The following is a 19337-nucleotide window of genomic DNA, read 5'->3' as shown; positions in this document are numbered from 1 at the left end:
TGCTCACGCGCGACGCCATCGTGCGCGGCCTGCGCTAGGCGCCGCGGCCATGGACGTTCTGCTCGACGTCCGGGTGTCGCGCATGCTGGAGGCGTGGGTGCGCGAGCTGAGCGGCAGTCCGGCCGGCACGGCGGTCGAGGGCTGGCTCTTCGAGGGCACCCGCGCCCGCCGCCGCGCCGAGGCGCAGCTGGCGGCGCGGGGCATCCAGGCCCGCCTTTACAGCGCCTATAAGCCGCTGGTGCACCACTTTCTCGAAGCGGTCGACCGCAAGGCGCTGGCGCGGGTGATCGTGCATTGCCCGGTGCATCCGGCCGCCTCGCCGCGCCGTTTCCTGCTCGAGGCCTATCCGCTGGCCGAGATGCTCGGCGGCGCCGAACTGCAGCTGCTGTCGCTGCCGGCATCCGAAGACTTGCCCTGCTATCGCGTCGACCTGCGTTGGCGTGATGGCCGTGAGCGCAGCGACACCGTGCCTGCGCCCAACCGCGTCCACGCCGACTTCCTCGACCGGCCCATGCTGTCGCCGACCGCCTGGCTGCGCGTCCAGTATCCGGGCTCGGCGATGTCCGAGCGCCGGCATGAATCGGAGCACGAGGCGATCTTCCGTGAGGCCCTGGCGCTGGTGCACGCCCACCCTTGGCCCGAGACCGAACCGTATTTCGAGCGGCTCGAACTCCGTGTCGACATGCCCGGCATCGCGCATGCGCCGGCGGCAGAGAGCGGCTGGATGAACACCCACGAGGCGATGCACGAGGACCTGTATTTCTCGCTGCTCGAGTTCTTCCAGCACCGCAGCGGCCGGCCGGCCGGCGACCGCCGGCTGCGGCCGGGCCAGATCGTGCCGGACGTGCGCGCCGGCAGAGGCGCTGCGCGCCTGCGCATCACGGCCTCGGCCTACCCGGCCCTGGCGCCGGACGTCGTCGTCGCGGCCGACGCGCTGCCGCTGGAACACACCCCGTCGCCGCTGGCGCCGGCGCGCATCGCGGCCGAACTGGCGCGCGTGCCGGGCCAGCGCTTCGAAGTCGCCAGCCGCGAAGGCCGAGCGGTCCGCGGTGTCTACCATCCAGGCAAGGGCCCGGCGGTGCTGATCTCCGGCGCCCAGCACGCCAACGAGACCTCGGGCGTGGTGGGTGCGCTGCGCGCCGCGCAACAGCTGGTCCGCCAGCGGGCCCATTTCGCGCTGATCCCGCTGGAGAACCCCGACGGCTATGCGCTGCGCTGCACCGCGCGCTGTGCGCCCAGGCACCGCGGCACATGCACCATGCGGCGCGCTACACGGCGCTGGGCGACGACCTGGAATACCGCGATGCCCCGCCCTGGTTCGAGCGCGCGGCACGCGAACAGGGCCTGGCGATGTCCGGCGCCCAGCTGCACCTCAACCTCCACGGCTATCCGGCCCACGAATGGACGCGGCCCTTCAGCGGCTACATCCCGCGTGGCTTCGAGGCCTGGATGCTGCCCAAGGGCTTTTTCCTGATCCTGCGCCATCACCCGGGCTGGGGAGACAGGGCCCGGCAACTGGCCGAGCACGTCTGCCTGCGCCTGGCCGAGCGACCGGCGTTGAGGGCTTTCAACGCCAAACAGCTCGCCAGCTACAATGCACATGCCGGCGATCTACCGTTCGAGCTCATCCACGGCACCGCCTGCATGATCAGCGAAGTGCATCGACCGGGCCCCGCCCTGACGTTGATTTCGGAATTTCCCGACGAGACGATCCACGGCGCTCCCTTCATCCTTGCCCACGACACCCAGACCGCGATGGTTCTGGCCGCCGTCGAAGCCCTGGGCCTCATTTCGCCGATTCCATGATCTCGCTGAAGAACGTCATCCTGCGCCGCAGCGCCAAAGTGCTCCTGAATGGCGCCACCGTCACCCTCAACCCGGGTGAGCGCGTCGGGCTGGTCGGCCGCAACGGCGCCGGCAAATCCACCCTGTTCGCCCTGTTCAACGGCACGCTGCACGAGGACGGCGGCGATTTCTACCTGCCCAAGCAGTGGCGCATGGCACAGGTCGCGCAGGACATGCCCGAGACCGAGGAATCGGCCAGCGACTTCGTGGTCGGCGGCGACACCCGGCTGGTCGAACTGCGCGAGGCCCTGGCCAAGGTCGAAGAGGCCTACGCCGCCAACCCCGACGATGCCGAGATCGGCATGGCGCTGGCCCATGCCTACACCGACCTGGCCGATGCCGGCGAGCACGACGCCGCGCCGCGCGCGCAGGCGCTGATCCTGGGCCTGGGCTTCAAGACGCACGAGCTCGACCAGCCGGTCAACAGCTTCTCGGGCGGCTGGCGCATGCGCCTGCAGCTGGCGCGCGCACTGATGTGCCCGAGCGACCTGCTGCTGCTCGACGAACCCACCAACCACTTGGACCTCGACGCACTGGTCTGGCTCGAAGCCTGGCTGCAGAAGTACGCCGGCACCATGATCGTGATCAGCCATGACCGCGAATTCCTCGACGCCGTGACCACCGTCACGCTGCACATCGCCAATGCGATGCTCACGCGCTACGGCGGCAACTACAGCAAGTTCGAGGAAATGCGCGCGCTGCACATGGAGCAGCAGCAGGCCGCCTTCGGCAAGCAGCAGGAAAAGATCGCCCACCTGCAGAAGTTCATCGACCGCTTCAAGGCCAAGGCCAGCAAGGCCAAGCAGGCGCAGAGCCGGGTCAAGGCGCTGGAGCGCATGGAGAAGGTCGCGCCGCTGCTGGCCGAAGCCGACTTCACCTTCGAGTTCAAGGAGCCGGGCAACATCCCGAACCCGATGCTCTCGATCAGCCATGCCGACTTCGGCTACATGGTGGACGGCGAGCCCAAGACCATCCTGACCCACGTCAGCAAGTCGGTGCAGGCCGGTCAGCGCATCGGCATCCTGGGCGCCAACGGCCAGGGCAAGTCGACGCTGGTCAAGACCATCGCGCGCGAAATGGGCGCCCTGGCCGGCGAAGTCACCGAGGGCAAGGGCCTCAACATCGGCTACTTCGCCCAGCAGGAACTCGACGTGCTGCGCCCTCAGGACAACCCGCTCGAGCACATGGTGCGCATGGCGCGCGAGCTCGGTGCGGCCGTCAAGGAGCCCACGGGCGAACAGGCGCTGCGCGGCTTCCTGGGCAGCTTCAACTTCACCGGCGACATGGTCAAACAGCCGGTGGGCACCATGAGCGGCGGCGAAAAGGCCCGGCTGGTGCTCGCGATGATGGTCTGGCAGCGCCCCAACCTGCTGCTGCTGGACGAGCCCACCAACCACCTGGACCTGGCGACGCGCGAGGCCCTGGCCGTGGCGCTCAACGAATTCGAAGGCACGCTGATGCTGGTGAGCCACGACCGTGCGCTGCTGCGTTCAGTGTGCGACGAGTTCTGGATGGTCGGCCGCGGTGCGGTCACCGATTTCGACGGCGACCTCGACGACTACCAGCGCTACCTGCTGGAAGAAGCCAAGCGCCAGCGCGAGGAAGCCAAGGAGGCGGTACGCAACAAGGCCGCGGCGCCCGCGCCCAAGCCTGCCGCGGTCGCGGCACCGGCGGCTGCGGCGCCCGCAGAGTCCCGCGACCAGCGCAAGCAGGACGCGCAGGGCCGCCAGCAGCGCAACGACCAGGCCAAGCCGCTCAAGCGCGAGCTGGGCCAGATCGACGAGCGGCTGGCTGCGGCCGGCAAGGACAAGGACGCGATCGAAACCCGGCTCACGCAGTCGCTGCCGGCCGCGGAAATCGCCGAGGCGGGCAAGCGCCTGAAGGCGCTGAACGACGAAATCGAGCAACTCGAGGAGCGCTGGCTGGCGCTGTCCGGTCAGCTGGAAGCCCTCGCCGCCTGAAAGGAAATGCCGGCATGCCCAATGCGATCGATTTGGCCCAGGGTGATCCGGCGCTGATCGCCGCGGTGCAGCGCAGCCGGAAACTGATTGCGCGCAAGGCGCTGCTGTCGGCGGCGGCCAGCGCCGTGCCGCTGCCGGGCGTCGACTGGGCGGCCGACGCGGCCCTGCTGTCGCGCCTGGTGCCGCAGATCAGCGCCGAATTCGGGCTGTCGGTGACCCAGATCGAGAAACTGGCGCCCGAGCGGCGCGAGCGCATCCAGAAGGCCGCCACCACGGTCGGGGCACTGCTGGTCGGCCGCCTGATCACGCGTGATCTTCTGATCGGTCTGGCCAAGCATGCGGGCATCCGCCTGACGTCGAAGCAGGCTGCCAAGTACGTGCCGATCGCCGGCCAGATGGTGTCGGCGGCGCTGGGCTATGCGGCGCTGCGCGCCCTGGGCGAGCAACATATCAAGGATTGCGTCAGGGTTGCACAGGCTGTGCAAATGGTCCTGCCGGCACCTGTCACGCCTTCTTTGCGTTAATTTGAAAACTAAAGACCTATTTTAAAAAGCTCTTTCTTTCATTTCAGGACGGATGAGAGAGCTCAATGAATTCTTTAATGGTCAATTTTGCATCGACCGGATCCGATGGCGAGAACGTCCCGTGCAAGCGTGCTAACCTGAGGTATTGCTTGAAACGGCGAAAGCAGTTTTTCGATCAGTGGAGATAAAGAGCGAGCCCGTCCATGGTGAAGGAAGCAGGCAGATGAACAATTCGGACTTGGCGGCATCGATTGAACGGCTGATGGCAAAAGTCGACTACTACTTGCACTGCGAGTTGGACGACGAGTACCAGCATGACCGGCCGGATTCGGCGCGGGCGCAGCTCGAGTCTGCGCTGCGCAACGAGTTGCTTCGCGCGAGTGCGATCGGCATCGTGAGCTCGGTCAGCGCCAGCAAGCGTTCGCTGACAGGCAACAGCGACCTGATCACCTGACGGCGCAGCGCGGCCTTTTCTCGATCTTCGCCCCTCCCCCTTTCCCCCATGTCGGTGCCCCGCCTCCTTCCTCCAGGCCCGGCGCATGGCGATCCGCCATTCCCCACCAGCCATTGCCTGGGGCGATGCCGTCGGTCCGTCGCAGGGTACGGCGCCATCTGAACGTCACATAGCTCGAAAGACCGTATGCGCTTTGTCGTTTTCATGGACATCAATCGACGCTGGTATTGGGAACTCCGGGCCCTGTCCGGTGAAGTGATCGCCAAATGCCCGACGGGCTTTGCGGACAAGAGCGCGGCCCTGGAAAGCATCGATTCCGTTCGCGCCAAGGCCTCGCGGTCGGCCGTTTTCGACCCGCTGGGCAGCAGCGTCGAACGCTAGCGCCTGGGGCTTGAGGCGGCGTTCCCGCTGTCGACCGGCGCCCTGCTGCGTCTGCACGAGAAAGCGGCGCTTATCGCGATCGACGCGCGGTCCATGCAAGGCCCGCGAAGCGCCGTCCTCCCATTCGAACCACACGCTTGCGGACGCACGCACGCACGCACGCACACGCCGGGCTGCGCCTGCGCGAGGCGCCCTGGCACAGCTTCGCGAACCACGCCATTGAAGACCGCGCCCTGGCGGATCAGGCAGCCTGCCTTCTGATTGACAAAATAGGCCGATATCGTAAAGTGTGACGAATCCGCAGCCAAGGCTGCGTGCTCGGGTCGGCCGGAAAGGCATCCCGCCTGCCGACCCTTTCGTCAAATTCGCTTCATGCCACCTCTTTCCTCCATCACCGCAGGTCTCCTGCGTCCCCCTCTTGGCCTTCCTCGCCGTTCGGCGCCAGCTGCCGCGTTCGTGTCCGCCGGGCTTGCCGGAGCGTGCTGCTGATGGCCACCGGACCGGACCGGCGCACGGTCATCCTGGATGCGGCGATCGGCGTCTTCCTGCGCTATGGCTACAGGAAGACCTCGATGGACGACCTCGCACGTGCCGCCGGTATTTCCCGCCAGGGCCTCTATCTGCACTTCCCGTCGAAGGACGAGCTCTTCAAGCAGGCGGCCACATGGCTCGCGCAGCAGAGCCTCGATGCCATGCGCAGCGCGCTGGCACGCGAGGATCTGCCGCTCGAAGAGCGCCTGACCGGCGCCTTCGCGGCGCTGCATGCCCAGAGCGACGGTTCGCAGATGTCCCTGGAACACATGAGCGAGATCGTCCAGACCGCGCGGCAACTCATCGGACCGGTGCTCGAAGCCTTCGACCAGACGGTCCAGAAGGAGCTGACGCGAGCGATCCAGGCCAACGGTGCCGCCATCCCGTGGCACGGTGCCGGCCTGACGGCCAAGTCGCTCGCGCAGCATCTGCTGGCGGCCGCGCACGGCCTCAAGCACCACGCCCGGACGTCCGCCGAGTACCAGGCCGGCATCCGTCTCGCGGTGCGCCTGACTTGCGGCAGTCAAAGCACCCAGAGCCCGACGACGCGGCGTGCCGCGTCCGGATCGTGAGCGTCGAATGAAGCGCTCGTCACGTCACTCTTTCATGATCGGAATCATCGCCATGTCCACCTTCGCCCTGTGCGCCTGCGGCGCCGGACCGACAGCCCATCCCGAGTCGCCGCAGCAGCGCGATGGCCGCTTCCACAACGTCGTGCCGCGCGTGCAGCCGGGCTTCCTGAAGACGGTCGCACTTGGCTGGGAATTCCTGACGCACAAGACCGACGCGAGCGTGCCCAGCGTGCCGATTCCGGTCCAGCCGCTGACGCCCGAAGCGCTCCTCGCGGCGCCCGACGGCAGCCTGTATCGCCTGGGCCACTCGACGCTCCTGCTCAAGCTCGACGGCGCGTTCTGGCTCACCGATCCGGTCTTCTCCGAACGCGCCTCACCGGTGCAGTGGGCCGGACCGAAGCGATTCCATGCGCCGCCGATCGACATCGACGCGCTGCCGCCGATCAAGGGCGTGATCCTGTCGCACGACCATTTCGACCACCTGGACCATGCCGCGATCCTGCGGCTGGCGCCGAAGGTCGAGGTGTTCATCGCGCCGCTGGGTGTGGGCGATCGCCTGATCGCCTGGGGCGTCGACCCGGCCCGGGTCCGGCAGCTCGACTGGTGGGGCGAGACGAAGGCCGGCAGCGTGCAACTGATCGCCGTGCCCGCGCAGCATTTCTCCGGCCGCGGCCTGCGCGACGGTGACCGCACGCTGTGGGCCTCGTGGGTGATCGCGACCGACAGCCTGCGGCTCTTCTTCAGCGGCGACACCGGCTACCACGCCGACTTCAAGACCATCGGCGAACGCTACGGTCCCTTCGACCTGACGATGATCGAGACCGGCGCCTACGACCGGCAGTGGGCCGACATCCACATGCAGCCCGAGGAGACGCTGCAGGCCCATCTCGACCTGAAGGGACGCTGGCTGCTGCCGGTGCACAACGGCACCTTCGACCTGGCGCTGCACCCCTGGAACGAGCCCTTCGAGCGCATCCATGCGCTGGCGCAGGCGCGCGACGTGAAGCTCGCGACGCCGGTGATGGGGGAGCGGCTGTCGGTGAGCGCGCCGCATGCGGGTGAAGCGTGGTGGAGGCGTGTCCACGAATAGCCGGGACGTACATCCCGCTCCGGCCAGCCTCAGCCCAACTGCGCGGCGAGCATGTCCCGGACATGCGATACGAAAACAGCTTCACCCGCCCGGGGAGGCGCGAGGCTGAACGCCACTTCCGGCAGCGCAGGCAGCCTCATGCCGCCATCGATCGGCGCGGCCGTTGGCGGGATGGCCGAGGCATTGAGGCAGGCCACGCCCAGTCCCGCCGCCAATGCCAGATGCAGGCCGCCGATGTCCGACGCCGTGTGCTCGATGCGGTAGGCCGTGCCGTGCACATCGAGCGTATGAAGGGCAAATCGCTGCAGCGAGCAGGTGTCCGGCAACACCAAGAGTGGAAGCGCTTGCGCGTCGGATGCGAACACGAAGGACTTGTCGGCGATCCAGTGCAGCGGCTCGCGACGCAACCCGATCCGCCCGGCGGCCATGTCGTTGGGCGAATGGTTCTTGTGCAATATCGTCATCGACACCCCGATGTCGAAACTCGCGGCATTGGCCTCTTCTTCGATCCACGCGCTCTTGCGAATGCTGACGTGGAGGCGCAGTTGAGGAAACTGTTCACGCAGGCGTCTGATGATGATCGGCAATGCATGCGGGCGAAAGTAATCGGTGATCGCGAGTCGCAGATCCCCGGTCAATTGAGCGCCTTGCACTTCGCGCCAGGCCGCATCGCTGAGCGAGAGGAGCTTTTGCGCATGGCCTACCAGCCGCTCGCCCGCCGTCGTGAGACGGACTCCCGTCTTTGCTCGGACCAGGAGCGCCACGCCACAGATCTGTTCGAGCTTGCGCACCTGCTCGCTGAGCGCTGACTGCGAACGGTGCAAGCGAGGTGCTGCGGCCGACAGGCTGCCCGCGTCGGCGACGACCACCAAGGTGTGGAGCAATTCCAGATCCAGGATGCGAGGCATTTATCCACCTGTTTTTCCGATGGATATCATCATAACTTCCCGCTTTTCCGTGATCAGTTGGCGCCAGATACTGGCGCTTCAGGACACAGCAAGGAGAAAAGCATGCCTGGTATTCACATCACTGTCTCTGGCCCCTCGGACGCGACCTTGACGCCGAAACTCGCGGAACGGCTCATGCAGCTCACCTGCCGGGTATTGAAGAAAGAACGCTCGCGTACCCGGGTGATCGTTCAGTACCTGCCAGCCGACCAGTGGTTCATCGCGGGCGCGTCGTTGGCCGAGGACGGCAGGCGCTCGTTCAAGCTCGAGGTCACGATCACGGGCGAAACCAACACACGCACGGAGAAGGCGGACTATCACAAGGCGGCCTATGAACTGCTCGCCGAGTTGCTGGGCAATGTGCATCCGCATTCGAGCATTCATGTCGTGGACTGCCTGGCCGCGTCCTATGGCTATGGCGGCGTCACCCAGGAGTGGCGGTATCAGCACAGCTGAGGTTGCGGCATGCGCGCCACGGCGATCGTTTGCGCCTGCTGCTCACGGAAGACTGCGGCCAGCGCGATGCGCGACGGCCCACCACACCGCAGTCGAACTGGATGGGTGGCGTTCGTGCGTTCATCGGGACTTCCCGATGTCCTGACATCGGCCGCACCGCATGGCCTTCGGGGGCCCAAACGGTACGTCGGTTCTCAACAAACGACAGGTCCCAAGGGACCTCAGCTCACTCCCACTCAATCGTCGCCGGCGGCTTGCTCGACACGTCGTAGGTCACGCGGTTGATGCCGCGCACCTCGTTGATGATGCGGCCCGACACCTTCTTGAGCAGCGCATACGGCAGCTCGGCCCAGTCGGCCGTCATGAAATCGCTGGTCTGCACGGCGCGCAGCGCGACCACGTAGTCGTAGGTGCGGCCGTCGCCCATCACGCCCACGCTCTTGACCGGCAGGAACACGGTGAAGGCCTGGCTCGTGAGGTCGTACCAGCTCTTGCCGCTTTCGTCGGTGAAGTTGCGCAGTTCCTCGATGAAGATCGCGTCGGCGCGGCGCAGCAGGTCGGCGTATTCCTTCTTCACTTCGCCCAGGATGCGCACGCCCAGGCCCGGGCCGGGGAACGGGTGGCGATACACCATCTCGGGCGGCAGGCCCAGCGCCACGCCCAGTTCGCGCACTTCGTCCTTGAACAGGTCGCGCAGCGGCTCGAGCAGCTTGAGGCCCAGCTGTTCGGGCAGGCCGCCCACGTTGTGGTGGCTCTTGATCGTGACGGCCTTCTTGCTCTTGGCGCCGCCGGACTCGATGACGTCGGGGTAGATCGTGCCCTGCGCCAGGAAGGTCGCGCCTTTGTGGCCTCCATCACCGGCCTTGAGCTTGGCGGCTTCCTGCTTGAACACGGTGACGAACTCGCCGCCGATGATCTTGCGCTTGGCTTCGGGGTCGCTCACGCCGGCCAGCTTGCCGAGGAACAGATCGCTCGCGTCGACGCGGATCACCTTCGCGTTGAGCTTGCCTTCGAACATCTCCATCACCATGTCGCCTTCGTTCAGGCGCAGCAGGCCGTGGTCGACGAACACGCAGGTCAGCTGGTCGCCGATGGCGCGGTGGATCAGCGCGGCGGCCACGCTCGAATCGACGCCGCCCGACAGGCCCAGGATGACCTCTTCGTCGCCCACCTGCTCGCGGATCTTCGCGACGGCTTCGGCGATGTGGTCGCGCATGACCCAGTCGGGCTTGGCTTCGCAGATGTCGAGCACGAAGCGGTTGAGCAGCGCCTGGCCCTGCACGGTGTGCGTGACTTCGGGATGGAACTGCACGCCGTAGTAGCGGCGCGTCTCGTCGGCCATGCCGGCGATCGGGCAGCTGTCGGTGCTGGCCATGAGCTTGAAGCCGGGCGGCAGTTCGGTGACCTTGTCGCCGTGGCTCATCCAGACATCGAGCATGCCGTGGCCTTCGGCCGTGGTGCGGTCGGCGATGTCCTTGAGCAGCGCGGTATGGCCATGGGCACGGACGGCCGCGAAGCCGAACTCGCGCTTGTGGCCGCCCTCGACCTTGCCGCCCAGCTGGTGCGCCATGGTCTGCATGCCGTAGCAGATGCCCAGCACCGGCACGCCCAGGTCGAACACGGCCTGCGGGCACTTGTCGGTGGTGTCTTCGTAGACGCTCGCGTGGCTGCCCGAAAGGATCACGCCCTTCAGGTGGCCGTCGGCGGCGTATTCGCGCACCCATTCGTCGCTCACGTCGCAGGGATGCACTTCGCTCAGCACATGGGCGTCGCGCACGCGGCGGGCGATCAGCTGGGTGACTTGGGAGCCGAAGTCGAGGATGAGGATCTTGTCGTGTTGCATGGCGTTGGACTCAGAGCGTTGAAATGTCGAACAGCTTCACGCCCGCCTTGGGCGCGGCCTGGAGGAGGTGCTCGTCGAAAGTGGCGAGCGGAAGATTGAGCGATCTGGCGAGCCACAGATAGCCCGCGTCGTACTGCGACACGCCGGCATCGATGGCGACGGCCAGCACGGCCTTGTGTTGCGCGGGCGCGAGCTCGTGCAGTTCGACCCGGTGGCGGATCGCGTCGAGCACGCTCCACAGCCCTTCGACCGCGGACGTGGGGATGCGGCCGCTGCGCACGCCGTTGGCAATGATGTTGGCGCACTCCCATTGCCAGGCATTGGGGGCCTGCGGCTCGACCTCGTCGCGGCGGATGGCGGCGTAGAGCTTGCGGGTGTGTTCGGTGGCGTGCTCGGGCAGCAGCCAGGCGGCGGTGACCGAGGCGTCCATGACGAAGGCGGTCACGACTGGCGGCCCTCTTCGCGCAGGGCGCGCGGCGAAGGGCCGGGGCGCAGGGTGGCGTGCAGCGCGTCGATCTGGCCGAGTTCGCGCTGGATCTGCTCGTCGGTGATCACCGGCTTGCGGCGCACCGGCAGCATGCGCACGACTTCCTTGCCGTGGCGGGTGATGCGAACTTCCTCGCCCTTTTCGACCGAGTCGATCAGGGCCGAGAAGTTGTTCTTGGCTTCAGCGATGCCGATGGATTGCATGGGACCAGAAAATGGAATCTGGCCCGGATTCTAGCAAATCTGGCCAGATTTCTTAAGTCTGGCCAGATCAGGCTTCAGGCCGGCGCCGGGCCGCCCCGAGGCGGCCTGTGGCCCCCTCGAGGGGCTGCGCCTCACACGCAGTGGGGCCTGTTTACTCTGCCCGGTAGTTCGGCGCTTCCTTCGTGATCTGCACGTCGTGGACGTGGCTCTCACGGATGCCGGCCGTGGTGATCTCGACGAACTCGGCCTTGTTCTGCATGTCGGCAATGGTCGCGCAACCGCAGTAGCCCATGCTGGCGCGCACGCCGCCGGCCATCTGGTAGACGATCGAGACGATCGAACCCTTGTAGGGCACGCGGCCTTCGATGCCTTCGGGCACCAGCTTGTCGGTGTTCGGGTTGCCGGTGGTCGATTCCTGGAAGTAGCGGTCGGCACTGCCCTGCTGCATCGCGCCGATGGAGCCCATGCCGCGGTAGCTCTTGTAGCTGCGGCCCTGGTAGAGCACGATCTCGCCGGGCGCCTCTTCGGTGCCCGCGAACATGCTGCCCATCATCACGGTGCTGGCGCCGGCCGCGATGGCCTTGGCGATGTCGCCCGAGTAGCGCACGCCGCCGTCGGAGATCAGCGGCACGCCCGTGCCCTGCAGCGCGGTGGCGACGCTGTCGACCGCCATGATCTGCGGCACGCCCACGCCGGCCACGATGCGGGTGGTGCAGATGGAGCCCGGGCCGATGCCGACCTTGACCGCATCGGCGCCGACGTCGGCCAGCGCGCGCGCGGCGTCGCCGGTGGCGATGTTGCCGCCGATCACGTCGACCTGCGGATAGTTCTTCTTGACCCAGCGCACGCGCTCGATCACGCCGGCGCTGTGGCCGTGCGCGGTGTCGACCACGATCGCGTCGACGCCCGCGGCGACCAGCGCCTCGACGCGCTCTTCGGTGCCCTCACCCACGCCCACCGCCGCGCCCACCCGCAGGCGGCCGTTGGCGTCGCGTGCGGCGTTCGGGAAGGTGGTCTGCTTGGTGATGTCCTTGACGGTGATCAGGCCCTTGAGCTCCCAGTCGCTGTTGATGACCAGCAGGCGCTCGAGCTTGTACTTGTTGAGCAGCGCCTTGGCGTCGGCCAGCGTGGTGCCGTCGGGCACCGTGATGAGCTTGTCGCGCTGCGTCATGATTTCGCTGACCGGCACGTCGTAGCGGGTCTCGAAGCGCAGGTCGCGCCCGGTCACGATGCCGACGACCTTGCCGCCGTCGATCACCGGAAAACCGGAGATGCCGAGCTGGTCCGACAGCGCCATCACCTGGCGCACCGAGTGCGTGGGCGTGATCACCACCGGGTCGCGCAGCACGCCGGATTCATAGCGTTTCACACGCGCCACTTCGGCCGCTTGCTGCTGCGCCGTGAGGTTCTTGTGCACGATGCCCATGCCGCCTTCCTGCGCGATCGCGATGGCCAAGCGGGCCTCGGTCACGGTGTCCATCGCCGCGGAAACCAGGGGCAGGTTCAGCGTGATGTTGCGGGAAAGTCGGGTGGCGAGGGAGGTGTCCTTGGGCAGGACCTGGGAGAACGCTGGCACCAACAACACATCGTCGAAGGTGAGCGCTTTGCCGAGAAGGCGCATGGGGAAGGCTCCAAAAGACGAATTGTAGCGAGGCGTCGGCCTACACCGCACGCGCCGGTGCAGTGTCCCTGCGGCAACGAACCCTGCGAATCGCGCCAAACGTCACTGCGGTGCGCGATCTGCACAAATCTTGTGCGGCGCCACGGCTATCGCGCGGCGGCGCACTCTTTTACGCTTCAGCCCGTCACACATTCAGCACACAAGGCACCCGCTCATGACGCACCCCAGCATCCGCCAGATCACTGGCGCGACCCCCACCACGCGGCTCGATCCGCGCACGACGGCGCTGATCGCCATCGACTTCCAGAACGAATATTTCGAGGGCCGGATGCCCATTCCCGATGGCCTAGCCGCCATGCGCCAGGCCGCTCGGCTGGTGGACCTGGCCGACGCGCACGGCATCACCGTGTTCCACGCCCAGCACATCGCGCCGTCGGACAGCCCGATCTTTGCCGAAGGCAGCCCGGGCTTCGAGATCCACTCGCTCATCCGCCCTGCCCCGCACCACGTGGTGCTGCGCAAGCCCACGCCCAGCGCATTCGCGGGCACCGACCTGCAGGCGCACCTCGAAGCCCGCGGCATCAAGACGCTGGTCATCACCGGCCTCATGACGCACATGTGCGTGTCGGCCACGGCCTTCGATGCGGCACCGCGCGGCTACCACAGCATCATCGTCAGCGATGCCTGCGCCACGCGCGACCTGGACCTCGAGGAAGGCGGCGTGCTGAAACACCAGGACCTGCATCGCGCGGCGCTGCGCGGCGTGTCCGACGTGGTGGCCGAGATCCGCACCACCGCCGACATCCTGGGCCTGCCCCTCGAAGTCTGAGCGGCCTGAGTCTTCGAGCGGTGGCCGGCCCGCCGCTCCCTCCCCTTTTTTTTGCTGTCACACAAGGAAGAACCATGAAAAACAATGTCCATCGCCTGATCGGCGCCCTGACCCTCGCCGCCGTCGCCGGTGTCGCGGCCTCCGCCTGGGCCACCCCACCCGCCAGGAAGGACGCAGGCAAGACGGCCGCGACCGAGGCCCTCGTGTCCCTGCCTGCCAAGGACCTCCAATGGCATGAAGTCCCCGGCACGGGCGGCATCCGCGCCGCGAACGTGCGCGGAGACATCATCGGCAAGGGCCCCTACGAGGCCTTCGTGGAGTTCCCGGCCGGCTACGTCAACCCGCACCATTTCCACACCCAGGCGCTGCCCACGGTGGTGCTGAGCGGCGTGTTCTACGCGATCTTCGAGGACGGCAAGAAGGTGCAGTACCCGGCCGGCTCGTATTACTACATCCCGGGCAAGCTGCCGCACTTCAGCGGCTGCGAGCCGGGCACCAACTGCCTGCTGTTCCAGTACCAGAACGACCACTTCGACCTGGTGCCGACGCCCGTCGCCAAGAAGTGAAACCAACGCTGGTGCCCGGTGCGCCAGACATGCCGCTTCGGCGGCTGGAAGAAGCGCCGGCTCCGGCCGCCCGCGGCACCCGCGGCATCGATCCGTACAGGAATGACATCATCATGAAGAACCAGGAACCGAACTCGCGGCGCCCGACGGGCCCCACTGTGGGCAGGTGGCACTTCCATTGGGGTTGGGCGTTCGCTCTTGCGCTCTGCCTTGGCTTCGTGGCGATCTTCGGGTTGCTCGACATGAGCGGACCGAATGCCGCAGGGGTGCTGCACGAACACCCGCTGGGCAGCTATCACGTCAGTCTGTTGCTGCTCGTGGCCGCGCTCGCACTGGCATTCCTGGACTTCATCTTCGGCCGCGCCAAGGGCCGTTGACCGTGCCGCCGCGCGCGCCGTGGCGTGAGGCGGCGGCCGCGCAACGCCAAGGTATTGCAAAACGTAAGGCGGCGCTAAACTGCCGCTCATGAAAATCGTGCATTGGCTGGTTCTGGGGTGTCTGTGTGCCATGCCGCTCGCGGCAGCCGCGCAGTGGCAATGGGTCGACAAGGACGGCAGGAAGGTTTTCAGCGACCAGGCCCCGCCACCGGACATCCCCGACAAGAACATCGTGCGCCGTGCCGGCGTCCCGGTGGCACGCCACGGGGTGTCGCCGACGCCTGCAGCAGCCGACGCGACGCCCTCCGAACCCTCTGCCCCGGCGCCCAGCGGCCCCAAACCCTCGGGCGTCGACAAGGAACTCGAGGAGAAGGCCCGCAAGGCCGAGGAAGCCGAGAAGGCCAAGCAGGCGGCCGAAGCGCAGAAGCTGGCCAAGGCCAAGGCCGACAACTGCGGCCGTGCGCGTCAGGGCAAGGCGACCATGGACAGCGGCATCCGCGTCGCGCGTGTCAATGCACAGGGCGAGCGCGAGATCATGGACGACAAGGCACGGACCGCGGAGCAGCAGCGCCTGCAGTCGGTCATCGACAGCGACTGCAAGTAGCCGGGGCGCTGTCTGGCGCGCGCCGCCGGCCGCGCCGAACGCTCAATAACCCTGCTTGCCGCCTTCGCGGCGGCGCGCGAACAGTCCCGTGCCACGCGCGCCTTGCTGCTGGAAGCGCTCGCGCCGCGCCACCTTGGGGTCGACCGTCAGGGCGCGGCACCATTCGAGCCGGTCACCCTCCTTCAGGACCTGCCGTCCTTGCGCGGCGCGACCCCAGATGCCTGCGGTCATCGCCTCGGGATCGAAGCTTGGCAGCGCGCCGGCGAGGCCGCTGGCAGCCAGCGCATCGTCCACCGTCGCACCGTCGGGCAGGCTCAGGCTCTGCTCGAATACCTTGCGCGGCGCGATGGCGCACACCAGCGTGATCTGGACCATCAGGTCTTGCCGTAGACCTGCTCGGCGCGCTTCACGAAGGCCTCGACCAGCGTGGAGGCGACCTTGTCGAACACGGGACCGACCAGCGCCTGCAGTGCGAAGTTGCTGAAGCCATAGCTCAGGTCGAGCTCGACGCGACAGGCGCGCTCGCCCTGTTCGCCCACGGGGTTGAACTTCCAGGTGCCGTCGAGGTTGGAGAAGGGGCCATCGACCAGCTTGAGCCGCACCTCGCGGCCCGGGACATGGGTGTTGCGGGTGGTGAAGTGCTGGTGCATGCCCCCGAAGGCCAGGCCCACCTCGGCGGTCATGCCGGCCTCGTCCTGATCGACAATCCGCGAGCGGTCGCACCAGGGTAGGAACTCGGGATATTTCGCCACATCGGTGACCAAGGCATACATCTCCTCGGCGCTGTACCAGATGAGGACGGACTTGTGAACGGTTTTCATAGAATCGGCGGTGTGTGCGTTTCGATTGTATTGAGGCCATGCGACCCCAAATGAGACCGCCATGGCTACCAAGAAACAAGACACCTCCTCCCGCATCGCCGACAACAAGAAGGCCGCCTACAACTATTTCTTCGAAGAGCGCTTCGAAGCCGGCCTCGTGCTCGAGGGCTGGGAGGTCAAGTCCCTGCGCGAAGGCAAGGTCCAGCTGACCGACGGCTACGTCGTGATCCGCGAAGGCGAGATGTTCATCGTCGGCCTGCAGATCAACCCGCTGCGCAGCGCCTCGACCCATACCACGCCGGATTCGGTGCGCACCAAGAAGCTGCTGCTGCACAAGGAGCAGATCCGTCGCCTGACCGGCAAGATCGAGCAGAAGGGCTACACGCTGGTGCCGATCAACCTGCACTGGAAGGCCGGCAAGGTGAAGTGCGAGGTGGCGCTGGCCAAGGGCAAGGCCGAGCACGACAAGCGCGACACCATCAAGGACCGCGAAGGCAAGCGCGAAGTCGAGCGTGCGATGAAAACGCACAACCGTTGATCGCCGCGATGGAATAAACCGGGGGCCGCCGGTGTTCATCCTGTAGTCATGGACACCCGCCCCCTCGTCGCCCACATCCCCAGCCTGCGCCGCTATGCGCGCGCGCTGACGGGCGATGCCTGGGCCGCCGACGACCTGGTCCAGGACACGCTGGAGCGCGCCTGCGTCAAATGGCGCCTCTGGACCGTCGGCACCGACCTGCGGGCCTGGCTGTTCACGCTGATGCACAACGTGTTCGCAAACCAGTTGCGCCGGGCGCCGCCGCGTGCGGTGGACATCGACGAGGTCGCGCACGACCTGGCCGGCGCCGATGCGGGCCAGGACCGCACCCTGGACCTGCAGCGCTGCCTGCTGCTGCTGCCCGAGGACCAGCGGGCCGTGCTGCTGCTGATCGCGCTCGAGGATCTCTCGTATGCCCAGGTGGCCCGGGTGCTGGACATCCCCATCGGCACGGTGATGTCGCGGCTGTCGCGGGCGCGCTCGCGCCTGCACGAACTGATGGAAGGCGCTGCGCCTCTCACGGCCCGTCCCGGCCTTCGCCGACTCAAATGAGCCCCGACGCCATCCCGCCATGAACCACGCCACACCACCCGACGACGACGACGACGCCCTGCCCGACTGGGCTCGGCAGCGCGACGCCCTGCGCCAGTTGCACCGTGAGGTGCTCGACGAGCCCGTGCCCCTGGCGTTGCTGGCGGCGGCGGAGCGGGCCGAGGGGCGCCGCGCCGACCAGACGCGCTGGATGCGTTGGGGCGGCATGGCGGCTGGCCTGCTGATGGCCTTCGCGGCCGGCTGGCTGGCCAGCGGCCAATGGTCGCCGGGCGCGCACGGCCGGGCCATGGCGCGCGGCCCGCTGGGGCCGGAGTTCGTCCACGCGGCCGCCGTGGCGCATGCGGTCTACGCGCCCGAGAAGCGTCACCCGGTCGAGGTGGCCGCGGCCGAGCAGCAGCACCTGGTGCAGTGGCTGTCGCGCCGGCTCGACCGGCCGCTCAAGGTCCCCGATCTGTCGGCCGAGGGCTACACGCTGGTAGGCGGTCGGCTGCTGCCCGGGGACCAGGGTGCGCGCGCACAGTTCATGTTCGAAGACGGCGCCGGACAGCGCATCACGCTGTACCTCGGAGCCCTCAACGGTGGCGCGGCCGTGGTCCAGTCCGGCGGATCGGCCTTCAGCTTTTCGGCCGAGGGGCCGGTTCCCAGCTTCTATTGGGTCGAGGGCGGCTTCGGCTATGCACTGGCCGGCAAGCTGCCGCGCGAATCCTTGCTGCGGCTTGCCACGGTGGTGTACCGTCAGCTGTGATTCCGACGCTTCCACATGACCCGTCACACGATTTTTTAACCGAAGGAGAAAACTCCATGAAACTGTTCAGCGCATCCCTTCTGGCCGCGGCCCTGCTCGCCGGCTGCGGCGGCATGGCCCCCAAGATGGCCGCCGACACGCCGACGCGCACCGCGGATGGCGTGCTGGTCGGACCGAACGGCATGAGCCTCTACACCTTCGGGCGTGACGCCGTCGGCAGCGGCAAGTCGGCCTGCAACGGTCCCTGCATCGCCAACTGGCCCGCGCTCGACGCACCCGAAGCTGCCAAGCCCATGGGCGACTACAGCGTGGTGATGCGTGACGACGGCAAGAAGCAGTGGGCCTACAAGGGCGCCCCGCTCTACTACTGGGCCAAGGACAGCAAGGCCGGCGACCGCACCGGTGACGGCGTCGGCGGCGTCTGGAAGCTCGCACGTCCCTGAGCAAGCGACCACCGCAGACAAGAAAGCCGGCATCCGCCGGCTTTTTTCATGAGCGCAAGGGCCGCACCCTCGCCTGTCGTTCGCGCAGCCCGAGCAGTTCGTTGGCCACCAGCGCGCCGATCACGAGCAGGCCCCCGAACAGCACGCTGGCGGCCGGCACCTCGCCCGCGCCGACCCAGGCCAGTGCGATGCCGAAGATCACCTCGAGCAGGCCCAGCAGCGCCATCTCAGGCGCCTTCAGGGCGCGCGCGCAGGCCAGCGACAGCACACAGGGAATCGCGAGCTGGAACAGGCCCAGGAAAGCCAGCAGGCCGAGGTCGTGCGGCGTGGCCTGCAGCGGCCAGGCCAGCGGCAGCGTGACCAGCGCCGAGATCAGGGCGCCGACCAGCACTGCGGGCACCAGGTCGACATCCTGGCCCTGGGCGTGGGCGTGCTGCACCACGGTCCAGTTGGCCGCGGCGGCCACCGGCACGCAGAGCGCGACCAGCGTGCCGAGCCATTGGCTGGCGCCGATCTGGCTGCCATACATCCAGGCGATGCCCAGGCCGGCCACGGCGATCGCCGACCAGGTGCGCGCGGGCAGGCGGTGCCCGATGAAGACCCGCGCGGCGAGTGCCGTGAGCAGCGGTCCGACCGCCATGGTGACCAGCACGTCGGCCGTGCTGGTGAGCGTCAGCGCCATCATGAAGGCGGTGAACATGATGCTCCAGCACAGGCCGGAGGCCCACAGCGCGCGCCCACCGTGGCGCAGCGTCGTGAGCACGGCGCGGCCGCGCCACAGTGGCAGGATCACCAGCAGCGCCAGCACCGTGAAGGCGCTGCGCCAGAAAGTCACCTCGAAGCTGCGCGCATGCTCGAGATGACGCGTCACCACGCCGGCGGTGGCCCACATGAGGGTCACGCCGACCATGAGCCAGACCGCAAACCCGTGGGTCAGCCGCACAGTG

25 protein-coding genes are annotated in these 19337 nt (G+C 67.4%); 17 read left to right on the top strand and 8 right to left on the bottom strand.

Annotated features, from left to right (window positions below):
- The first annotated feature begins 49 nt into the window (after nucleotides 1–49).
- The 8 genes from K0H49_RS23210 (at nucleotide 50) to K0H49_RS23175 (ending at nucleotide 7358) form a co-directional block, all read left to right on the top strand.
- Nucleotides 50–1474: a M14 family zinc carboxypeptidase gene (locus K0H49_RS23210; protein WP_219217533.1), complete on the top strand. Its 1425-nt coding sequence runs from the start codon at nucleotides 50–52 to the stop codon at nucleotides 1472–1474.
- A complete protein-coding gene (locus K0H49_RS23205; RefSeq protein WP_219217531.1) occupies nucleotides 1450–1806 on the top strand; it encodes a hypothetical protein in 357 nt (118 codons plus the stop codon). Before K0H49_RS23210 ends, K0H49_RS23205 begins: the two co-directional genes overlap by 25 nt.
- Complete coding sequence (locus tag K0H49_RS23200) at nucleotides 1803–3806, top strand: ABC-F family ATP-binding cassette domain-containing protein (protein ID WP_219217529.1); 2004 nt, start codon at nucleotides 1803–1805, stop codon at nucleotides 3804–3806. The genes K0H49_RS23205 and K0H49_RS23200 overlap by 4 nt, the downstream gene beginning before the upstream one ends.
- 14 nt (nucleotides 3807–3820) lie before the next feature.
- Nucleotides 3821–4330 (top strand): hypothetical protein, encoded by a 510-nt coding sequence (locus K0H49_RS23195; protein WP_219217527.1) that lies wholly within the window; start codon nucleotides 3821–3823, stop codon nucleotides 4328–4330.
- 223 nt (nucleotides 4331–4553) lie between these two features.
- Nucleotides 4554–4784: a hypothetical protein gene (locus tag K0H49_RS23190; protein WP_219217525.1), complete on the top strand. Its 231-nt coding sequence runs from the start codon at nucleotides 4554–4556 to the stop codon at nucleotides 4782–4784.
- A gap of 186 nt (nucleotides 4785–4970) precedes the next feature.
- Entirely contained in the window at nucleotides 4971–5165 is a 195-nt protein-coding gene (locus K0H49_RS23185; protein ID WP_219217523.1) for a YegP family protein, read from the top strand.
- A gap of 488 nt (nucleotides 5166–5653) precedes the next feature.
- Nucleotides 5654–6268, top strand: a complete 615-nt coding sequence (locus K0H49_RS23180) for a TetR/AcrR family transcriptional regulator (RefSeq protein ID WP_219217522.1) — start codon at nucleotides 5654–5656, stop codon at nucleotides 6266–6268.
- Nucleotides 6269–6320: 52 nt separating this feature from the next.
- Complete coding sequence (locus tag K0H49_RS23175; RefSeq protein WP_257625087.1) at nucleotides 6321–7358, top strand: MBL fold metallo-hydrolase; 1038 nt, start codon at nucleotides 6321–6323, stop codon at nucleotides 7356–7358.
- 29 nt (nucleotides 7359–7387) lie between these two features.
- Here the strand turns inward: K0H49_RS23175 and K0H49_RS23170 are convergent, their stop codons facing one another.
- Nucleotides 7388–8266, bottom strand: coding sequence for a LysR family transcriptional regulator (locus tag K0H49_RS23170; protein ID WP_219217518.1), 879 nt, complete (start codon nucleotides 8264–8266; stop codon nucleotides 7388–7390).
- 102 nt (nucleotides 8267–8368) lie between these two features.
- On the opposite strand from K0H49_RS23170, the gene K0H49_RS23165 reads away from it, so the two are divergent.
- Complete coding sequence (locus K0H49_RS23165; protein WP_219217516.1) at nucleotides 8369–8761, top strand: tautomerase family protein; 393 nt, start codon at nucleotides 8369–8371, stop codon at nucleotides 8759–8761.
- A 226-nt stretch (nucleotides 8762–8987) separates the two neighbouring features.
- Here K0H49_RS23165 and guaA read toward each other — a convergent pair whose 3' ends face one another.
- From guaA to guaB, 4 genes are all read right to left on the bottom strand, one after another.
- Nucleotides 8988–10604 carry a glutamine-hydrolyzing GMP synthase gene (gene guaA / locus K0H49_RS23160; protein WP_219217514.1) on the bottom strand — a complete coding sequence of 539 codons (1617 nt, stop codon included), beginning with the start codon at nucleotides 10602–10604 and terminating at the stop codon, nucleotides 8988–8990.
- 10 nt (nucleotides 10605–10614) lie between these two features.
- On the bottom strand, nucleotides 10615–11034 hold the full coding sequence (locus tag K0H49_RS23155) for a type II toxin-antitoxin system VapC family toxin (RefSeq protein WP_219219121.1): 420 nt from the start codon (nucleotides 11032–11034) through the stop codon (nucleotides 10615–10617).
- 11 nt (nucleotides 11035–11045) lie between these two features.
- On the bottom strand, nucleotides 11046–11294 hold the full coding sequence (locus tag K0H49_RS23150) for a type II toxin-antitoxin system Phd/YefM family antitoxin (RefSeq protein ID WP_219217512.1): 249 nt from the start codon (nucleotides 11292–11294) through the stop codon (nucleotides 11046–11048).
- 151 nt (nucleotides 11295–11445) lie between these two features.
- Nucleotides 11446–12915: an IMP dehydrogenase gene (gene guaB, locus K0H49_RS23145; RefSeq protein WP_219217510.1), complete on the bottom strand. Its 1470-nt coding sequence runs from the start codon at nucleotides 12913–12915 to the stop codon at nucleotides 11446–11448.
- Nucleotides 12916–13129: 214 nt separating this feature from the next.
- Here guaB and K0H49_RS23140 point away from each other — a divergent pair, with 214 nt between their 5' ends.
- The 4 genes from K0H49_RS23140 to K0H49_RS23125 all read left to right on the top strand — a co-directional run bounded on the left by K0H49_RS23140 (nucleotide 13130) and on the right by K0H49_RS23125 (nucleotide 15291).
- The gene (locus K0H49_RS23140) at nucleotides 13130–13744 is read left to right on the top strand and encodes a cysteine hydrolase family protein (protein WP_219217508.1); all 615 of its coding nucleotides are present in this window, start codon (nucleotides 13130–13132) and stop codon (nucleotides 13742–13744) included.
- A gap of 74 nt (nucleotides 13745–13818) precedes the next feature.
- A complete protein-coding gene (locus K0H49_RS23135) occupies nucleotides 13819–14310 on the top strand; it encodes a cupin domain-containing protein (protein WP_219217506.1) in 492 nt (163 codons plus the stop codon).
- Nucleotides 14307–14687, top strand: a complete 381-nt coding sequence (locus tag K0H49_RS23130) for a hypothetical protein (RefSeq protein ID WP_219217504.1) — start codon at nucleotides 14307–14309, stop codon at nucleotides 14685–14687. The genes K0H49_RS23135 and K0H49_RS23130 overlap by 4 nt, the downstream gene beginning before the upstream one ends.
- Before the next feature lie 88 nt (nucleotides 14688–14775).
- Nucleotides 14776–15291, top strand: coding sequence for a DUF4124 domain-containing protein (locus tag K0H49_RS23125; RefSeq protein ID WP_219217502.1), 516 nt, complete (start codon nucleotides 14776–14778; stop codon nucleotides 15289–15291).
- A gap of 42 nt (nucleotides 15292–15333) precedes the next feature.
- Here K0H49_RS23125 and K0H49_RS23120 read toward each other — a convergent pair whose 3' ends face one another.
- Nucleotides 15334–15666 (bottom strand): RnfH family protein, encoded by a 333-nt coding sequence (locus tag K0H49_RS23120; protein WP_219217499.1) that lies wholly within the window; start codon nucleotides 15664–15666, stop codon nucleotides 15334–15336.
- Nucleotides 15666–16112: a type II toxin-antitoxin system RatA family toxin gene (locus K0H49_RS23115; protein WP_219217491.1), complete on the bottom strand. Its 447-nt coding sequence runs from the start codon at nucleotides 16110–16112 to the stop codon at nucleotides 15666–15668. Before K0H49_RS23115 ends, K0H49_RS23120 begins: the two co-directional genes overlap by 1 nt.
- 61 nt (nucleotides 16113–16173) lie before the next feature.
- On the opposite strand from K0H49_RS23115, the gene smpB reads away from it, so the two are divergent.
- From smpB to K0H49_RS23095, 4 genes are read left to right on the top strand one after another with little or no spacing between them, the layout of a single operon-like run.
- On the top strand, nucleotides 16174–16650 hold the full coding sequence (smpB, locus tag K0H49_RS23110; RefSeq protein WP_219217489.1) for an SsrA-binding protein SmpB: 477 nt from the start codon (nucleotides 16174–16176) through the stop codon (nucleotides 16648–16650).
- Between the two features lie 48 nt (nucleotides 16651–16698).
- On the top strand, nucleotides 16699–17202 hold the full coding sequence (locus K0H49_RS23105) for a sigma-70 family RNA polymerase sigma factor (protein ID WP_219217487.1): 504 nt from the start codon (nucleotides 16699–16701) through the stop codon (nucleotides 17200–17202).
- A gap of 19 nt (nucleotides 17203–17221) precedes the next feature.
- A complete protein-coding gene (locus K0H49_RS23100) occupies nucleotides 17222–17947 on the top strand; it encodes an anti-sigma factor family protein (protein WP_219217485.1) in 726 nt (241 codons plus the stop codon).
- Between the two features lie 56 nt (nucleotides 17948–18003).
- Nucleotides 18004–18390 carry a COG4315 family predicted lipoprotein gene (locus K0H49_RS23095; RefSeq protein ID WP_219217483.1) on the top strand — a complete coding sequence of 129 codons (387 nt, stop codon included), beginning with the start codon at nucleotides 18004–18006 and terminating at the stop codon, nucleotides 18388–18390.
- A 46-nt stretch (nucleotides 18391–18436) separates the two neighbouring features.
- On the opposite strand, the gene K0H49_RS23090 is transcribed toward K0H49_RS23095, so the two are convergent.
- The gene (locus K0H49_RS23090) at nucleotides 18437–19333 is read right to left on the bottom strand and encodes a DMT family transporter (RefSeq protein ID WP_374122405.1); all 897 of its coding nucleotides are present in this window, start codon (nucleotides 19331–19333) and stop codon (nucleotides 18437–18439) included.
- Nucleotides 19334–19337: the final 4 nt, after the last annotated feature.

The sequence above is a fragment of the Variovorax boronicumulans genome (genome assembly GCF_019352895.1).
Classification (GTDB): Bacteria; Pseudomonadota; Gammaproteobacteria; order Burkholderiales; family Burkholderiaceae_C; genus Variovorax; species Variovorax boronicumulans_A.
This window is presented reverse-complemented; position numbering and strand designations above follow the sequence as displayed.

Excerpts from the sequence above, each read along its gene's own strand:
- K0H49_RS23185 (WP_219217523.1), top strand. The coding sequence starts at position 4,971 with ATGCGCTTTGTCGTTTTCATGGACATCAATCGACGCTGGTATTGGGAA.
- guaA (WP_219217514.1), bottom strand. The coding sequence starts at position 10,604 with ATGCAACACGACAAGATCCTCATCCTCGACTTCGGCTCCCAAGTCACC.
- K0H49_RS23200 (WP_219217529.1), top strand. The coding sequence starts at position 1,803 with ATGATCTCGCTGAAGAACGTCATCCTGCGCCGCAGCGCCAAAGTGCTC.
- K0H49_RS23210 (WP_219217533.1), top strand. The coding sequence starts at position 50 with ATGGACGTTCTGCTCGACGTCCGGGTGTCGCGCATGCTGGAGGCGTGG.
- K0H49_RS23135 (WP_219217506.1), top strand. The coding sequence starts at position 13,819 with ATGAAAAACAATGTCCATCGCCTGATCGGCGCCCTGACCCTCGCCGCC.
- K0H49_RS23120 (WP_219217499.1), bottom strand. The coding sequence starts at position 15,666 with ATGGTCCAGATCACGCTGGTGTGCGCCATCGCGCCGCGCAAGGTATTC.
- K0H49_RS23170 (WP_219217518.1), bottom strand. The coding sequence starts at position 8,266 with ATGCCTCGCATCCTGGATCTGGAATTGCTCCACACCTTGGTGGTCGTC.
- K0H49_RS23190 (WP_219217525.1), top strand. The coding sequence starts at position 4,554 with ATGAACAATTCGGACTTGGCGGCATCGATTGAACGGCTGATGGCAAAA.
- K0H49_RS23125 (WP_219217502.1), top strand. The coding sequence starts at position 14,776 with ATGAAAATCGTGCATTGGCTGGTTCTGGGGTGTCTGTGTGCCATGCCG.
- K0H49_RS23100 (WP_219217485.1), top strand. The coding sequence starts at position 17,222 with ATGAACCACGCCACACCACCCGACGACGACGACGACGCCCTGCCCGAC.
- K0H49_RS23165 (WP_219217516.1), top strand. The coding sequence starts at position 8,369 with ATGCCTGGTATTCACATCACTGTCTCTGGCCCCTCGGACGCGACCTTG.
- K0H49_RS23180 (WP_219217522.1), top strand. The coding sequence starts at position 5,654 with ATGGCCACCGGACCGGACCGGCGCACGGTCATCCTGGATGCGGCGATC.
- K0H49_RS23175 (WP_257625087.1), top strand. The coding sequence starts at position 6,321 with ATGTCCACCTTCGCCCTGTGCGCCTGCGGCGCCGGACCGACAGCCCAT.
- K0H49_RS23095 (WP_219217483.1), top strand. The coding sequence starts at position 18,004 with ATGAAACTGTTCAGCGCATCCCTTCTGGCCGCGGCCCTGCTCGCCGGC.
- K0H49_RS23150 (WP_219217512.1), bottom strand. The coding sequence starts at position 11,294 with ATGCAATCCATCGGCATCGCTGAAGCCAAGAACAACTTCTCGGCCCTG.
- K0H49_RS23205 (WP_219217531.1), top strand. The coding sequence starts at position 1,450 with ATGCTGCCCAAGGGCTTTTTCCTGATCCTGCGCCATCACCCGGGCTGG.
- K0H49_RS23115 (WP_219217491.1), bottom strand. The coding sequence starts at position 16,112 with ATGAAAACCGTTCACAAGTCCGTCCTCATCTGGTACAGCGCCGAGGAG.
- K0H49_RS23105 (WP_219217487.1), top strand. The coding sequence starts at position 16,699 with ATGGACACCCGCCCCCTCGTCGCCCACATCCCCAGCCTGCGCCGCTAT.
- K0H49_RS23155 (WP_219219121.1), bottom strand. The coding sequence starts at position 11,034 with ATGGACGCCTCGGTCACCGCCGCCTGGCTGCTGCCCGAGCACGCCACC.
- K0H49_RS23140 (WP_219217508.1), top strand. The coding sequence starts at position 13,130 with ATGACGCACCCCAGCATCCGCCAGATCACTGGCGCGACCCCCACCACG.
- K0H49_RS23195 (WP_219217527.1), top strand. The coding sequence starts at position 3,821 with ATGCCCAATGCGATCGATTTGGCCCAGGGTGATCCGGCGCTGATCGCC.
- guaB (WP_219217510.1), bottom strand. The coding sequence starts at position 12,915 with ATGCGCCTTCTCGGCAAAGCGCTCACCTTCGACGATGTGTTGTTGGTG.
- smpB (WP_219217489.1), top strand. The coding sequence starts at position 16,174 with ATGGCTACCAAGAAACAAGACACCTCCTCCCGCATCGCCGACAACAAG.